Genomic DNA, 15,492 nt, shown 5'->3' on the forward strand with positions numbered 1-15,492 from the left:
GGAGCACTGCCAAGATGGGGGCATGCGCATCGCGGTCACCGGGGCCACCGGACTCATCGGCAGCGCCCTCGGGCGGTCACTGAAGGCCGACGGGCACGAGCTCGTCCGGTTCGTGCGGCGGGAGCCGGCCGGGCCCGGCGAGGCGCGGTGGGATCCCGCGCGGGGGTACGTGGACCCGGCCGGGCTCGCCGGGTGCGGGGCCGTCGTGCACCTCGCCGGGGCCGGCGTCGGGGACCACCGCTGGACGGCCGCCTACAAGCGGGAGATCCGCGACAGCCGGGTCAAGGGCACGGCGGCCGTCGCCGCGGCCGTCGCCGCGATGGACGAGCCCCCCGCGACGCTCGTCTGCGGCTCCGCCATCGGGTACTACGGGGACACCGGCGACCGGACGGTCGACGAGGACTCCCCGGCCGGGGAGGGCTTCCTGCCCGAGGTCTGCGTGGAGTGGGAGGCCGCCGCCGCGCCCGCCCGGGAGGCCGGGATCCGGACCGCGTTCGCCCGTACCGGACTGGTCGTCGCCGCCGAGGGCGGGGCCTGGGGGAAGCTGTTCCCGATCTTCAAGGCCGGCATCGGCGGCCGGCTCGGCAACGGCCGCCAGTACTGGTCGCACATCTCGATGCACGACGAGATCGCCGCCCTGCGCCACATCATCGACACCCCGGCCCTGGCCGGGCCGGTGAACCTGACCGCCCCCGAGCCCCTGACCAACCGCGAGGTCACCGCCGCGATGGGCCGGGTGCTGCACCGCCCGGCGGTGTTCGCCGTGCCCGCGCCGGTCATGCGCGTGGTGCTCGGGGAGTTCGCCCAGGACGTGCTGGGCAGCCAGCGGGTCCGCCCGACCCGGCTGCTGGAGTCCGGGTTCGTCTTCCGGTACCCGGGGATCGAGGAGTCGATCAGGGCAGCGCTGGAGGCCTGATGCGCCCCCGCCCCCCGGCCTGAAAGCCCCGGTGCCCCCGGGGCTCCGGGGGAGCGCCCCGGCGCACGCGTGCGACCGCATGTGAGCCGAATGCGACCGTCGTGCGACCGGAGTTGACCGCATTACCCGTAATGGCCCGCCCAACTCGGGTTCCGCTCGAGCCCGTTGGGGGAAGGAGGTTCCCCACACAGCCGGGCCGACCTCGGGGAGGGGCACGTGCTCAACAGCGCACACGCACATCACGCGGACGTGGTCATCGTAGGAGCCGGAGTCTCCGGACTCGCGGCAGCGCACCACCTGATCGCGGCCGGGGTCACGGTCATCGTCCTGGAGGGCGCGGACGACGCGGGCGGCCGGATGGCCACCGAGACCGTGGACGGCTTCCGGCTCGACCGGATCGGCCAGATCCTGAACACCGCCTACACCGAACCGGCCCGCACCCCGGGCCTGGAAGGCCTGGTCCTCAAACCCTTCGCGCCCGGCGCCCTCGTCCACAGCGAGGGCAGGACACTGCGCGCCGGGGCACTCACCCCCGCCCGCGCCCTGACCAGCGGCTCCCTCGACCAGGCCCGGATCGGAGCGGCGCTCGGCCGCCTCGCCGCCCTGCCCGAGGAACGCCTCCTGGCCCGGCCCGAGCGCACCGCGCACGCCGCCCTGAGCTCCAGGAGCCTCGGCACGACGCTGCGCCCGCTCCTCGCCGCGCTCCTGCGCGACCCCGCGCTCACCACCTCCAGCCGCGTCGCCGACCTGGCCCTGCGCACCTTCGCGCGCGGCCGCCTCGCCGTACCCGAGGGCGGCGCCGCCACCCTGCCCGGACTGCTCGCCGCCGCGCTGCCGCCCGGCACCGTACGCACCGGGGTCCGGGTCCGTTCCGTCGCCACCAACCTGGTCACCACCGAGGAACACGGCGACTTCAGCTGCCGCTCCGCCGTCCTGGCCACCGGCGCCCGGGCCGCCGCCGAACTGCTCCCGGGCCTGCGCGTGCCCGCTTTCCACCAGGTGACCGTGATGCACCACGCCACCACCACCCCGCTCGCCTCGGACGGCTCGCTGCTCCTGGACGGCGACCCGGACTGGCCCGTCGCCCACACGGCCGTCATGAGCGCGGTCGACCCGACGCGCGCCCCCGCCGGCCGCAGCCTGGTCACCACCACCGTGTTCGGCCCGCCACCGCCCACCCGGACGGTCGCCTCGCGCCTCGCCCGGCTCTACGAGACCGCGACCCGGGACTGGGAGCTGCTCACCGTCCACCACACCCCCGAGGCCGTCCCCGCGATGCCGCCGCCGCAGGACCACCGGCGCACCGTCCGGGTCCTGGCCGGGCTGTACGTGTGCGGCGACCACCGGGATACCAACACCGTCGAGGGGGCCCTGCGCTCGGCCCGCCGAGCCGCCGCCGCCGTCCTGCGCGACTTCGGCATCCCCGTCCCGTCCGCCCCGCGAGCCGCCCTCCCGGTGGCGGCCTGACCAACCACCCACCGCGCCCGCGGGGCCGACTCGCCCCGCGGGCAACCGCGGCCCAAATCCAGCCCCTCCGGCGTTTGAGGAGCGGGGTCCGGGGCGGAGCCCCGGGAGCGGACCCGCGGGGGCACCACGGCGCAGCCACCCGCCGGGCCCCGGGGGCGCACCCACCCCGCCGGGGCCGAGGGGCGCAGCCGACACCGCAGCCGACACCCCAGCCGACCCGCAGGGTCAGGACAAGGCGGCCACCCGGTCCCGATACCCCCGCACCGCGGACGCGTCCCGGTACGGCTCCAGCCGCCGCTCGAAGTCCCGTACGTACTCCACCGCCCGCACCGACCGCATCTCCATCGCCTGCTGCGCCGCCTCCGCGCCCAGCGCGCACGCCTGGTCCAGCTCGCCCAGCCCCAGCCGCGCGGTCGCCAGCACCACCCGGCAGAACAGCCGCGAGCGCGCGTACGAGGGCGCCCGCAGCTGCAGGGACCGTTCCGCGTGCTGCGCCGACGCCCGGTACTGCTGGAGGTCCTGGTGGCAGTGCCCGAACTCGTCCGCGAGCTGGGCCTCGTCGTAGTCGCGCGCCCAGTGCGGTACGTCGTCCCCCGGCCGGGCCGCCCCCAGCGCGCGCTCGGCCCGCACCAGCGAGGCCGTCGACGCCCTGACCTCCCCGAGCACCGCGTGCCCGCGCGCCTCCGCCGAGTGCAGCAGCGCCTGCACCACCGGCGGCGGCCCGGAGCCCACGCCCTGCTGGGCCACCCGGGCCAGCTGCACCGCCTCGCGGCCGTGGCCGAGGTAGACCGCCTGCCGGCTCATCGTGATCAGCACGTACGCCCCGTACGGCCGGTCCCCGGCGGCCTGGGCCAGCCGCAGCGCCTGGACGAAGTACCGCTGGGCGAGCCCGTGCGCGGCGATGTCGTACGAGGTCCAGCCCGCGAGCCGGGTCAGGTCGGCGGCGGCGGAGAACAGCCGGCGTCCGGTGGTCTCCCCGTACGTGCCGCGCAGCATCGGCTCGGCCTCGTGCTCCAGGTACCGCACCAGGGCCTGGCGGGCGTGGCCGCCCCCGTAGGCGTGGTCCAGGGTGCGGAACAGTTCGCCCACCGATCTGAGCGCCGCGATGTCACCGCCGGTCACCCGCTGCCCGGGCCCGCGGTCGATCTGCCGCTGCCGGGGCACCGAGGACCGTCCGGGCAGCGGACGGCCCAGCTCGGTACGGCCCAGCTCGGGGCGGCCCAGCTCGGTACGGCCCGCTTCGGGGCGGCCCTGTTCCGGAACGCGTGCTGCGGCCTGCTCCGCGCCCCGGCCGACCCGCTCGTCGGCGCGCCCGATCAGCCAGTCCCGGCTGGGCACCACCAGCCCGGCCGGAGTGAAGGCGATCTTGCGCAGCTCGGCGTGCGAACCGGAGTCCTTGCGCCACAGCCCGCTGGCGATGTCCACGGCCTCCTCGGGGGTGGCCGCGAACTCCAGTCCCGCGTACACCGGGGCGCAGGCGTCCAGGCCCAGGTCCTGGGCGGACAGCCGCCGGCCGAGGCGCCGGGTGAACACCTCCGCGATCAGCGCCGGGGTGGTGCCGCGCGGCTGCTGCCCGCGCAGCCAGCGGGTCACGGAGGTCTTGTCGTACCGCAGATCGAGACCGTGTTCCAGACCGAGCTGGTCGACACGGCGGGCGAGCCCGGCGTTGGAGAACCCGGCCTCGGCGATCAGCGCCGAGAGCTGCCGGTTGGGGACGCGCTGGGCAGGTCGTTCCGTCATCGGCTCCACGGTCTCCTGACGTGACGGACCGGAGTCCCGGCCCTGTGAACGGCGTGAATGTAGCGGCGAACCTTGCCCGGACCGCCCTCTCTGTCCCACATTCATCCGATCGTGTGCAGAACCGGTGGGTCTCTTTACGGACCGACCCCCTCCACCCGCGTACGCTGCGCCCCATGACCCGCCGGCCCACCGGGGAGCCTCCCCCCGGCAGCTGCGAGCGCCCCGGAGGCGACGGCAGCCACGCAGAGTCCACGGCCCCGCCGCTCGTGCCCGACCTGGTCGCGCCAGAGCTCACCGAGGCGGAGTGCCGGCGCTGCGGGACGTACATCGCGGGTCTCGACGGGCGCTACGCGTGCGGGGTCTGCGGCTGGGTGAACGACCACACCGAGGGGCACCGCCGACTGCCCCGGGCGGACGAGGACCCGGACCGGCCGCCGAAGGGCCGCAGGCGCCCGAAACAGCTCCCCGGACCGCCCGGGCCCCCGGATCCAGGGCCTTGGGCCCTGTCCGGGACGGGCGGCTGACGGGGCCCGCGGGGGCCGCCGTACCCTTGCTGGGTGCGATAGGTGCACACAGCAAGTTCGTCGGCAGGTTCAACGAGGAGGCGCCGCGGTGGCTGAGCTTGGGTTTGTCCGCATGGGCTTCGGTCCGGAGGCCGTCGAGTACACGGTGGCCTGGGAAGAACAGCGCCGGGTGCACGCGGCCCGCTTCGCGGACGAGATCGAGGACACCTGCCTGCTGCTGGAGCACCAGCCCGTCTACACGGCCGGCCGGCGCACCGCCGACAGCGAGCGCCCGCTCGACGGCACCCCCGTCGTGGACGTGGACCGCGGCGGCAAGATCACCTGGCACGGCCCGGGCCAGCTGGTCGGCTACCCGATCATGAAGCTGCCCCGCCCGGTCGACGTGGTCGCCCACGTCCGCCGCCTGGAGGACGCGCTGATCCGCACGGCCGCCGAGTTCGGCCTGGAGACCACCCGCGTCGAGGGGCGCAGCGGGGTCTGGGTGCTCGGCGACCCGGTGGAGGAGCGTCCGAAGATCGGTGGCCTCTCGCTGGACTTCGACCCGCGGCTGCACGACGAGGAGTTCGACCCCCGGCTGAACGGCCCCGAGTACGCCCCGTCCAACGCCGGCCAGCGCCGCGAGGACCGCAAGCTCGCCGCCATCGGCATCCGGGTCGCCAAGGGCGTCACGATGCACGGCTTCGCGATCAACGTGAACCCCGACAACACCTGGTTCGACCGAATCGTCCCCTGTGGGATCCGCGACGCCGGTGTGACCTCGCTCTCGTACGAACTGGGCCGCGAGATCACCATCGCCGAGGTGCTGCCGGTGATCGAACGGCACCTGAAGGACGTGCTGGAGCAGGCGGAGCCGAAGCCCAGGGAGATAGAGCCCGTCGCGGGCTAGTTCGCGCGGGAATGGGTCGGGCCGCCCGCAGGTTGGCCGAGTGAAGAACGTACGAAATTACGGGCGTACCCTGGTGGGCGCCGAAGAATCGAAGTCACAGGGAGCCGGTCGTGTCCGCAGTCGCACCCGACGGACGCAAGATGCTGCGCCTAGAGGTCCGTAACGCCCAGACGCCCATCGAGCGCAAGCCCGAGTGGATCAAGACGCGGGCCAAGATGGGTCCCGAGTACACCAAGATGCAGGCCCTGGTGAAGGGCGAAGGACTGCACACGGTGTGCCAGGAGGCCGGCTGTCCGAACATCTACGAATGCTGGGAGGACCGCGAGGCCACGTTCCTCATCGGTGGTGACCAGTGCACCCGGCGCTGTGACTTCTGCCAGATCGACACGGGCAAGCCCGAGGCGCTGGACCGCGACGAGCCCCGCCGCGTCGGCGAGTCCGTCGTCACGATGGACCTGAACTACGCCACCATCACGGGCGTCGCGCGCGACGACCTGGCGGACGGCGGCGCCTGGCTCTACGCCGAGACGGTGCGCCAGATCCACCAGCAGACGGCGGGCCGCGAGAGCGGCCAGACCAAGGTCGAGCTGCTTGCCCCGGACTTCAACGCGGTCCCGGAGCTGCTGGAAGAGGTCTTCGCCTCCCGCCCCGAGGTCTTCGCCCACAACATCGAGACGGTGCCGCGCATCTTCAAGCGCATCCGCCCCGGCTTCCGCTATGAGCGTTCGATGGACGTCATCACCCGGGCACGGGCCTACGGCCTCATCACCAAGTCCAACCTGATCCTGGGCATGGGCGAGGAGCGCGAGGAGGTCAGCCAGGCGCTGAAGGACCTCCACGAGGCGGGCTGCGAGCTCATCACCATCACCCAGTACCTGCGGCCCTCGCCGCGGCACCACCCCGTCGAGCGCTGGGTCAAGCCGGCCGAGTTCGTGGAGCTGGCGCAGGAGGCCGAGGAGATCGGCTTCTCCGGAGTCATGTCCGGCCCGCTGGTCCGTTCCTCGTACCGCGCCGGGCGTCTGTACCAGCAGGCGATGGAGAAGCGCAGCGGAGCCGTAGCGTAGGTCGTGGGTCCGTCCGAGGAACGAGGGCGGGCACGCGGCCGGAGCGGTGGCGACGCGGAGCTCGACCTTGAAACCGAGAAGCGCGCGACGGTCTGACGCGCCTCCTGAGGCGCATGGTGCGCGAGGTATGTGAACTCGCGCACAAAGTCTTACTTACGGGTAACCCCGCACCGATGCGGCCCCTAGGCTCTCTTCAGCGAGAGACCTGGTGGGCCGCATCAAGGTTTCATCACTGTTTGACCAGTCGGTCATGCCCTGGTAACACCAGTCAGTGACGATTGTTCGACGCACCGCACACACGCTTGGCAACCCCCGACGTGAGCACCGTGAAAGGGTCGACACCATGCAGGCCGCGCCCGTACGCGCCATCGCCATTCCGTCCTTCACCGACGCCGTCCGCGGCCTGGAGTCGCTGCTCATGAGCGGCGCCCGCCGGAACGCCTGGACGGCCGTCCTCGAAGACCGCCGCAGGGCCCAGGACCGGGTCGAAACCGAGCACGTACTCGAGGCCGCGGCGACCCGGACCGAGAAGGCCACGTAAACTTCGCTGCATGGCGAGGAAGTCAAACGCAGAGACTGCTGCGAACCCCGGGCGACTGAAGCAGATCGCCCTGACGTACAAGATGACGCGCAAGGCCGACCCGAAGGTCGGTCTGATCGTCGCGGGCGTGGGAATCGTCACCTTTGGTGTCTTTCTTGCGATCGGCTTCCTGATCGACCACCCGGTCTACCTGGGCATCCTGGGCTTCCTGGTGGCGTTCCTGGCGATGGCGGTCATCTTCGGGCGGCGAGCCGAGACGGCCGCCTTCGGACAGATGGAGGGACAGCCGGGCGCGGCCGCGGCCGTACTCGACAACGTGGGCAGGGGCTGGACCACCACCCCCGCCGTCGCGATGAGCAAGCAGCAGGACATCGTGCACCGTGCCGTGGGCAAGGCCGGCGTGGTCCTGATCGCCGAGGGCAACCCGAACCGGGTGAAGCCGATGCTCGCGAACGAGAAGAAGAAGCTGGCCCGGATCATGCCCGACATCCCGGTCCACGACTTCATCGTGGGCAAGGGCGAGGGCGAGGTGCCGCTCAAGAAGGTCCGTACGACCCTGATGAAGCTGCCCCGCGTGCTCTCCGGTCCCCAGATCACCCAGGTCAACGACAAGCTGCGGGCCATGGGCGACTTGCTGAGCAACATGCCGATCCCGAAGGGCCCGATGCCCAAGGGGATGCGCATGCCGCGCGGCGGAAAGATGCGCTGATCCGCTTTTCGTATACGACACGTGCGACACAGAGGGGCGCCCCGGGCCATCGGCCCGGGGCGCCCCTCTGTGTTCGTTCTCCGTGTCCGCGTTCGCTCTCGGATCCGCGTCTCAGATCCTGACCTGTACGGCGCGGCTGAGGCGGTCGTGCAGTCCACGTCCGTCGCGGTCCCAGACGAGGGCCGGGATCAGCAGGGCGAGGAGGAGGGTACGGAGCACCACGCGGCCGAATCCGAGCCGGCCTCCGTCCTGCGAGACGACCTGGAGGCCGAGGATCCGCTTCCCGGGGGTAAAGCCCACGGTGCCGACCGTCAGGATCACCAGGGCGACGAAGACGGCCAGTGTCCAGTTCCCCGAGCCGTTCCAGTCACGGCCCGTGATCAGGCCGTACGTGATCAGCTGGCAGCCCAGCCAGTCGATGGCCACGGCGCCGAGCCGGCGGCCGAAACGGGCCACCGAGCCGGGCCCCTGCTGCGGCAGGCCGAGCTGCTTGCCGGGGTAACCGAAGTCGGCACCCATCTCCTCGGCGGCCTCGCGGGGGCCGGAGAGCCACGATCCGATTGCTTGCCTCTTGTCCACGCCAACACGGTACCGGTGCCGTCGAGCGCCCTTCGGGCGGGACCCTGGTTAACTTGTGCGAAACAAATGGGTCATGCTTGAGAAACCCCGTCTGCTTATGGTCGGGTCAGCGTGCGGCACCGCACTGACGCACCACTAGCTATAAAGCCCGCCCTGCCCCGGGGTCGGGAGTAGGAGGAGTTGGATGTTCAAGAACGCCGACGAAGTGACGCAGTACATCCAGGACAACGACGTCAAGTTCGTAGACGTCCGCTTCTGCGACCTGCCTGGTGTGATGCAGCACTTCACCATCCCGGGGCGCGTCTTCGACCCGAACGAGGAGCTGGCGTTCGACGGCTCCTCGATCCGCGGCTTCCAGGCGATCCACGAGTCCGACATGGCGCTGCGTGCCGACATCACCACCGCGCGCCTGGACCCGTTCCGCAAGGACAAGACGCTCAACATCAACTTCTTCATCCACGACCCGATCACGGGCGAGGCCTACAGCCGTGACCCGCGCAACGTCGCGAAGAAGGCCGAGGCGTACCTGGCCTCGACCGGCATCGCCGACACCGCGTTCTTCGGCCCCGAGGCCGAGTTCTACGTGTTCGACAGCGTGCGCTTCGCGACCACCGCGAACGAGAGCTTCTACCACATCGACTCCGAGGCCGGCGCCTGGAACACCGGTTCCGAGGAGAACAACCGTGGTTACAAGGTCCGCTACAAGGGTGGTTACTTCCCCGTAGCCCCGGTCGACCACTTCGCCGACCTGCGCGCCGAGATCTCCCTCGAGCTGGACGCCCAGGGCCTCCAGGTCGAGCGTCAGCACCACGAGGTCGGCACCGGTGGCCAGGCCGAGATCAACTACAAGTTCAACACGCTGCTCGCCGCGGCCGACGACCTGATGCTCTTCAAGTACATCGTGAAGAACGTCGCGTGGAAGAACGGCAAGACCGCGACCTTCATGCCGAAGCCGATCTTCGGCGACAACGGCTCGGGCATGCACGTGCACCAGTCGCTGTGGGCGAACGGCGACCCGCTGTTCTACGACGAGACCGGCTACGCGGGTCTGTCGGACATGGCGCGCTACTACATCGGCGGCATCCTCAAGCACGCCCCGTCGCTGCTGGCCTTCACCAACCCGACGGTGAACTCGTACCACCGCCTGGTCCCGGGCTTCGAGGCGCCGGTCAACATGGTGTACTCGCAGCGCAACCGCTCCGCCGCGATGCGCATCCCGATCACGGGCTCGAACCCGAAGGCCAAGCGCGTCGAGTTCCGCGCCCCGGACCCGTCCTCGAACCCGTACCTGGCGTTCTCGGCCCTCCTGCTGGCCGGCCTCGACGGCATCAAGAACAAGATCGAGCCGATGGAGCCGATCGACAAGGACCTCTACGAGCTCTCCCCGGACGAGCACGCGAGCGTCCCGCAGGTCCCGACCAGCCTCGAGGACGTCCTCAAGGCCCTGGAGGAGGACCACGAGTACCTCCTGGCCGGCGGTGTCTTCACCCCCGACCTGATCGAGACCTGGATCGACTACAAGCGCACCCACGAGATCGCCCCGATCGCGCTGCGCCCGCACCCGCACGAGTTCGAGCTCTACTTCGACCTCTAAGCCGTGCCGTGGTCGTGCTGACGCACTGATCGAACGAAGCCCCGCCCCCTTCTCCGAGAGGGGGGCGGGGCTTCTGCGTTGCGGCGGCGCGGCGCTAGCGTCGGGGGATGGACGACACCTGGAAGACCATCGCAGCCCTCGGGGCGCGGTTCGACGAGCACGACCGGGAGCGCGGGGTGGCGCGGGAGGAGAGCGTGACGCTGCAGGTCCTGAAGATCGGGGAGGAGTTCGGGGAGGCCGCGCAGGCCGTGATCGGGGCCAAGGGGACCAATCCGCGGAAGGGGAACTCGCACACCTGGGGGGACGTGGAGGCGGAGGTCGCCGACGTCATCGTCACGGCGATGGTCGCGCTGGTTCGGATGCGGCCCGACGCCGCCGCCTTCTTTGCCGAGCACCTGAAGGAGAAGTCCGCCCGGTTCCTGTGACGGGTCGGTGGCCGGTCGGTGGCGGGTCAGCGCGTCAGGGGCATCGCGCCCGTGAGGTCGCGCAGGCAGCGGATCGCGAGGTCCGCGGGGGACCCGGGGCCCGTGGGCGGGGTGTCCGTGGTGGACCAGAGTTCCAGGGCGATGCGGATGGCGTCCGTGGCCGCCGCCGCGAGGAGGCGTACGGCGAGGGGTTCGGCGTCCGGGCCGGCGAGCCGGGCGACGACCGGGACCAGGCGCTCCTCGGAGTCCTGGTTGACCCGGTACCAGACGGCCCGCAGGGCCTCGTCGGTCGTGGCGGCGCGCAGCAGGCCGCGGGTGACCTCCAGGCCCTCGTCGAGCGCCTGGGGGCCGGTGAGGGAGCGGGTGACCGCGCGCTCCAGGGCCTCGGTGAGCGGGGTACCGGGGTCCTCCTCCGCGAGCAGCGCGCGCCAGGCGTCGCCGCCGCCCGCGAGCAGGGGGGCGACGGCCTCCTGCTTGTTGCGGAAGTAGCGGTAGAACGTGCGCAGCGCCACGCCCGCGCGGTGGGCGATGTCCTCGGCGGTGGTGCCGTCGGGGCCGTGCTCGGCGAAGAGTTCGCAGGCGGCGCGGGCGATGTCGAGCTGGGTGGCCGCCTTGCGGCGCTCGTTCAGCGACTGGGCTCCGGGGCCGGCCTGGGGAGAGTACGGACGAGGGGATCTCACCGGGGAAGGATACCTCGGCGCCACGAGGCCAAATGCACGTTTTGACAGGCTGGCAAAACGTGTCATGCCGGGAGTACGCTCCTCCCCATGAACCGTTACGAAGGACGTCGCGTCCTCATCACCGGCGGCGGCTCCGGCATCGGCCAGGCCACCGTCCACCGCATCCTTTTCGAGGGCGGCCGGGTCCACACCGTGGACGTCAACGAGGCCGGCCTCAAGGCCACCGCCGACCGGGCCGCCGCCGACGGGCACGCGGACCGCCTCACCACCGCGGTCCTCGACATATCCGACGAGGCCGCGGTCAAGGCGGGCGTGGCCGCCGCGGTGGACGCCCTCACGGGCATCGACGTGCTGGTCAACGCCGCGGGCATCCTGCGCTCCGCGCACACCCACCAGACCACGCTCGAACTCTGGAACAAGATCATCGCGGTGAACCTGACCGGTACGTTCCTGGTCATCCGCGAGTCGCTGCCCGCGCTGCTGGGCGGCGACCAGCCGGTCGTCGTCAACTTCAGCTCCACCTCGGCGTCCTTCGCCCACCCCTACATGTCCGCCTACGCGGCCAGCAAGGGCGGCATCCAGTCGATGACCCACGCGCTCGCCGCCGAGTACAGCAAGCAGGGGCTGCGCTTCGTCGCCGTCGCGCCGGGCTCCATCGAGAGCGGCATGACCACCGGCAACGGCCCCGGCCTGCCCGAGGACACCGACTGGAGCCTGTTCGCCAAGCTCGCCCCGGCCCTCGGCCAGGGCTTCGCCGGCCCGCAGACGGTCGCCGGCGTCGTCGCGATGCTGGGCTCCGAGGACGGCGCCTTCATCACCGGTACGGAGATCCGCATCGACGGCGGCACGCACGCCTGAGGCGGCAAGGTCCGAACGGGACGGCCCAGGGGGCGTCAGCCCCTGAAGCGGTCCCACAGCCGGGGGAAGCGCTCCGCGAGCACGGCTTCGTTCTCGAAGTCCAGCGCAGCGCCCTCCGGCTCCGCCGCCTGCAGCGGGATCCCCAGATCCGGCGCGACCGACCCGGTCAGCTGCTCGTACGCCTCGTCCGCCGCGTACCCCAGCTCCTCGCCGTCCCCGTCGATCTCCTCGTCGAACTCGTCGAGGAGCTCCGCGAGCTGGTCCGGATCGTGCACCCCGCCCTCGAAGACCTCCCGGCCCTGGCCGATCAGCCAGCACCGGAAGTAGTCGAACGCGTCGTCACTGGCCCCGTCGAGCAGCACCCACGCCGCGCCCCACAGGTCCCACGTGTAGGCCCGGTTGTACCGCGACTCGAAGTGCCGCGCGAAGTCCAGGACGGAATCCGGGTCGAGCTGCGCCAGCCGCTCCACCAGCAGCTCGGCGTGTTCCTCGGGGTCGCCCTCGGCGGCCTCGCGGGTACGGTCGACCATCTCCCAGAACTCCGTCTCGTCCATCACCGCTCAAGCATCACGGGTACACCCCCTCGCCGCCACCGCGCGTGCCGCGAAAGGCCGGTCCGGGCCCCCGCACGGCGGCATGCGCACGCGAAAGGCGGCCCGCTCCCGAAGGAGCGGACCGCCTCACGATCTTTCAGAACACCGGCCGTCCGGGCCGCCGGGGCCTACAGGCCGTAGCGCTCCCGGGCCTCCTTGATGGAGGACGCCGGGACCTCGCCGCGGCGGGCGAGCTGGGCCAGCGCGGCCACCACGATCGACTGGGCGTCGACACCGAAGTGGCGGCGGGCGCCCTCACGGGTGTCGGAGAGGCCGAAGCCGTCCGTACCCAGCGAGGTGTAGTCCTGCTCGACCCACTGGCTGATCTGGTCCGGGACCTGACGCATCCAGTCGGAGACGGCGAGCACCGGGCTGGTGACGCCCTCCAGGGCGCGGGTGACGAACGGGGTGCGCATCTCCCCGCGCAGCAGCGCCTCGTCGCACTCCAGCGCGTCGCGGCGCAGCTCGCCCCAGGAGGTGGCGGACCAGACGTCGGCGGCCACGTTCCAGTCGGCGGCGAGCAGCTTCTGCGCGTCCAGGGCCCAGTGGATGGCCGTACCGGAAGCCATCAGCTGGATCTTCGGGGCTTCGGCGGCCGGGGCCGCCTCGGCGAGGTCCGCCGCCGTGTTGAAGCGGTAGAGGCCGCGCAGGATGCCTTCCTCCACGCCCTCCGGCATGGCGGGCTGCACCTTCGGCTCGTTGTAGACCGTCAGGTAGTAGAAGACGTCTTCCGGCTTCTCGCCGTACATCCGGCGCAGACCGTCCTTGACGATCACCGCGATCTCGAACGCGAAGGCCGGGTCGTAGTTGAGCGACGCCGGGTTCGTGGACGCGATCAGGTGCGAGTGGCCGTCCGCGTGCTGCAGGCCCTCACCGGTCAGGGTGGTGCGGCCGGCGGTGGCGCCGACGATGAAGCCCTTGCCGAGCTGGTCGGCGAGCTGCCACATCTGGTCGGCGGTGCGCTGCCAGCCGAACATCGAGTAGAAGATGTAGAACGGGATCATCGGCTCGCCGTGCGTCGCGTAGGACGTACAGGCGGCGATGAAGTCGGCCATGGCGCCGGCCTCGGTGATCCCCTCGTTGAGGATCTGGCCGTCCTTGGCTTCCTTGTAGTACATGAGCTGGTCGCGGTCGACCGGCTCGTAGGTCTGGCCCAGCGGCGAGTAGATGCCGGCCGACGGGAAGAGGGACTCCATACCGAAGGTACGGGCCTCGTCCGGGACGATCGGAACCCAGCGCTTACCGGTCTCCTTGTCCCGCATCAGGTCCTTGACGAGCCGGACGAAGGCCATGGTGGTGGCCATCTCCTGCTTGCCGGAGCCCTTGAGCAGCGGGGCGAAGGAACGGTCCGCCGGAGCAGGCAGGGCCACGTGCTTGACCTTGCGGGCCGGGGCCGGACCGCCGAGCGCCGCGCGGCGCTCGTTCAGGTACTGCACCTCGGGGCTGTTCGCGCCCGGGTGGCCGTACGGGACCTGGCCGTCGGCGAAGGCGCTGTCCGGGATCGGGAGGCCAAGGAGGTCACGCATGTCCTTGAACTCGTCGATCGTCAGCTTCTTCATCTGGTGGTTCGCGTTCTTCGACTCGAACCCGGCGCCCAGCGTGTAGCCCTTGACGGTCTGCGCGAGGATGACCGTCGGAGCACCCTTGTGCTCCAGGGCGGCCTTGTACGCGGCGTACACCTTGCGGGGCTCGTGGCCGCCGCGGGAGCTGTGGAAGCACTCGGCGATCTTCGCGTCGGAGAGCACACCGGCCAGCTGCACGAGCTCGGCGTTGGCGCCGAAGAAGTGCTGGCGGATGTAGGCCACGTCGCGGGTCGCGTACGTCTGGAACTGCGCGTCGGGTACCTCGCGCAGGCGGCGTACCAGGGCGCCCGTGGTGTCGAGCTGGAACAGCTCGTCCCAGGCGGAGCCCCACAGCGACTTGATGACGTTCCAGCCGGCGCCGCGGAACTGGGCTTCCAGCTCCTGCACCACGCGGAAGTTCGCGCGGACCGGACCGTCGAGGCGCTGCAGGTTGCAGTTGATGACGAAGGTCAGGTTGTCGAGCTGCTCGCGGGAGGCCAGGGCCAGGGCGGCGGTCGACTCGGGCTCGTCCATCTCGCCGTCGCCCAGGAAGGCCCAGACGTGCGAGTTGGCGGTGTCCTTGATGCTCCGGTTCTGCAGGTAGCGGTTGAAGCGCGCCTGGTAGATCGCGGAGAGCGGGCCGAGGCCCATGGACACCGTCGGGAACTCCCACAGCCACGGCAGGCGCCGCGGGTGGGGGTAGGACGGGAGACCGTTGCCGCCGGCTTCCTGGCGGAACTTGTCGAGCTGCTGCTCGGAGATCCGGCCGTCGAGGAAGGCGCGGGCGTAGATGCCGGGGGAGGCGTGGCCCTGGATGTAGAGCTGGTCGCCCGATCCGTCGGCCTCCTTCCCGCGGAAGAAGTGCTGGAAGCCGGTCTCGTACAGCCAGGCGGCCGAGGCGAAGGTGGCGATGTGGCCGCCGACGCCGTACTTGGAGCCGCGGGTCACCATGGCGGCCGCGTTCCAGCGGTTCCAGGCGGTGATCTTGGCTTCCATCGCCTCGTCACCGGGGAACTCCGGCTCGGCGGCGGTGGGGATGGTGTTGACGTAGTCCGTCTCGAGCAGCTTCGGCAGCGCGAGGCCGGCGGCCTCGGCGTGCTGAAGGGTGCGACGGAGCAGGTACTCGGCGCGGCGCGTACCGGCGGCCTTGGCGACGGCGTCGAGGGAGGCCGCCCATTCGGCGGTCTCCTCGGTGTCGCGGTCCGGGAGCTGGTCGAGCTCGCTCGGAAGCTTTCCTACGGGGTCGGACATCGGTGTGCGCCGCCTTCCGGACAAAGGAGAGGTGGTGAAGAAATCCCTGACGGGCAGGACAGGGTCGTTGGACCCGGGTGGGGTCCGCGGATGACTGTAAGGC

General features: G+C 71.3%; 15 protein-coding genes. 10 read left to right on the top strand and 5 right to left on the bottom strand.

Annotated features, from left to right (window positions below):
* Nucleotides 1-22: 22 nt before the first annotated feature.
* Both OG730_RS29500 and OG730_RS29505 read left to right on the top strand, forming a co-directional pair.
* Entirely contained in the window at nt 23-916 is an 894-nt protein-coding gene (locus OG730_RS29500; protein ID WP_327307075.1) for a TIGR01777 family oxidoreductase, read from the top strand.
* 216 nt (nt 917-1,132) lie between these two features.
* A complete protein-coding gene (locus tag OG730_RS29505; RefSeq protein ID WP_327307076.1) occupies nt 1,133-2,383 on the top strand; it encodes an FAD-dependent oxidoreductase in 1,251 nt (416 codons plus the stop codon).
* A 225-nt stretch (nt 2,384-2,608) separates the two neighbouring features.
* Here the strand turns inward: OG730_RS29505 and OG730_RS29510 are convergent, their stop codons facing one another.
* On the bottom strand, nt 2,609-4,123 hold the full coding sequence (locus OG730_RS29510; protein WP_327307077.1) for an NsdA family TPR-like regulatory protein: 1,515 nt from the start codon (nt 4,121-4,123) through the stop codon (nt 2,609-2,611).
* A 173-nt stretch (nt 4,124-4,296) separates the two neighbouring features.
* Here OG730_RS29510 and OG730_RS29515 point away from each other — a divergent pair, with 173 nt between their 5' ends.
* The 5 genes from OG730_RS29515 to OG730_RS29535 all read left to right on the top strand — a co-directional run bounded on the left by OG730_RS29515 (nt 4,297) and on the right by OG730_RS29535 (nt 7,847).
* Nucleotides 4,297-4,647, top strand: coding sequence for a hypothetical protein (locus OG730_RS29515; RefSeq protein ID WP_327307078.1), 351 nt, complete (start codon nt 4,297-4,299; stop codon nt 4,645-4,647).
* A gap of 88 nt (nt 4,648-4,735) precedes the next feature.
* Nucleotides 4,736-5,533, top strand: coding sequence for a lipoyl(octanoyl) transferase LipB (gene lipB, locus OG730_RS29520; protein ID WP_327307079.1), 798 nt, complete (start codon nt 4,736-4,738; stop codon nt 5,531-5,533).
* A gap of 110 nt (nt 5,534-5,643) precedes the next feature.
* The gene (gene lipA, locus OG730_RS29525; protein ID WP_327307080.1) at nt 5,644-6,597 is read left to right on the top strand and encodes a lipoyl synthase; all 954 of its coding nucleotides are present in this window, start codon (nt 5,644-5,646) and stop codon (nt 6,595-6,597) included.
* Between the two features lie 343 nt (nt 6,598-6,940).
* On the top strand, nt 6,941-7,138 hold the full coding sequence (locus OG730_RS29530; protein WP_266909348.1) for an SCO2195 family GlnR-regulated protein: 198 nt from the start codon (nt 6,941-6,943) through the stop codon (nt 7,136-7,138).
* Nucleotides 7,139-7,148: 10 nt separating this feature from the next.
* The gene (locus OG730_RS29535; RefSeq protein ID WP_327307081.1) at nt 7,149-7,847 is read left to right on the top strand and encodes a DUF4191 domain-containing protein; all 699 of its coding nucleotides are present in this window, start codon (nt 7,149-7,151) and stop codon (nt 7,845-7,847) included.
* 111 nt (nt 7,848-7,958) lie between these two features.
* Here the strand turns inward: OG730_RS29535 and OG730_RS29540 are convergent, their stop codons facing one another.
* The gene (locus tag OG730_RS29540; RefSeq protein ID WP_327307082.1) at nt 7,959-8,426 is read right to left on the bottom strand and encodes an RDD family protein; all 468 of its coding nucleotides are present in this window, start codon (nt 8,424-8,426) and stop codon (nt 7,959-7,961) included.
* Nucleotides 8,427-8,610: 184 nt separating this feature from the next.
* On the opposite strand from OG730_RS29540, the gene glnA reads away from it, so the two are divergent.
* Both glnA and OG730_RS29550 read left to right on the top strand, forming a co-directional pair.
* A complete protein-coding gene (gene glnA / locus OG730_RS29545; protein ID WP_327307083.1) occupies nt 8,611-10,020 on the top strand; it encodes a type I glutamate--ammonia ligase in 1,410 nt (469 codons plus the stop codon).
* 107 nt (nt 10,021-10,127) lie between these two features.
* Complete coding sequence (locus OG730_RS29550) at nt 10,128-10,445, top strand: MazG-like family protein (protein ID WP_327307084.1); 318 nt, start codon at nt 10,128-10,130, stop codon at nt 10,443-10,445.
* 26 nt (nt 10,446-10,471) lie between these two features.
* On the opposite strand, the gene OG730_RS29555 is transcribed toward OG730_RS29550, so the two are convergent.
* A complete protein-coding gene (locus OG730_RS29555; RefSeq protein WP_327307085.1) occupies nt 10,472-11,125 on the bottom strand; it encodes a TetR/AcrR family transcriptional regulator in 654 nt (217 codons plus the stop codon).
* Between the two features lie 87 nt (nt 11,126-11,212).
* On the opposite strand from OG730_RS29555, the gene OG730_RS29560 reads away from it, so the two are divergent.
* Nucleotides 11,213-11,983: an SDR family NAD(P)-dependent oxidoreductase gene (locus OG730_RS29560; RefSeq protein ID WP_327307086.1), complete on the top strand. Its 771-nt coding sequence runs from the start codon at nt 11,213-11,215 to the stop codon at nt 11,981-11,983.
* Between the two features lie 35 nt (nt 11,984-12,018).
* Here OG730_RS29560 and OG730_RS29565 read toward each other — a convergent pair whose 3' ends face one another.
* Nucleotides 12,019-12,537 (bottom strand): DUF4240 domain-containing protein, encoded by a 519-nt coding sequence (locus OG730_RS29565; protein WP_243330439.1) that lies wholly within the window; start codon nt 12,535-12,537, stop codon nt 12,019-12,021.
* Between the two features lie 167 nt (nt 12,538-12,704).
* Complete coding sequence (aceE, locus tag OG730_RS29570) at nt 12,705-15,389, bottom strand: pyruvate dehydrogenase (acetyl-transferring), homodimeric type (RefSeq protein ID WP_327307087.1); 2,685 nt, start codon at nt 15,387-15,389, stop codon at nt 12,705-12,707.
* Nucleotides 15,390-15,492: the final 103 nt, after the last annotated feature.

Origin of the sequence: Streptomyces sp. NBC_01298 (assembly GCF_035978755.1) — a bacterium.
Classification (GTDB): domain Bacteria; phylum Actinomycetota; class Actinomycetes; order Streptomycetales; family Streptomycetaceae; genus Streptomyces.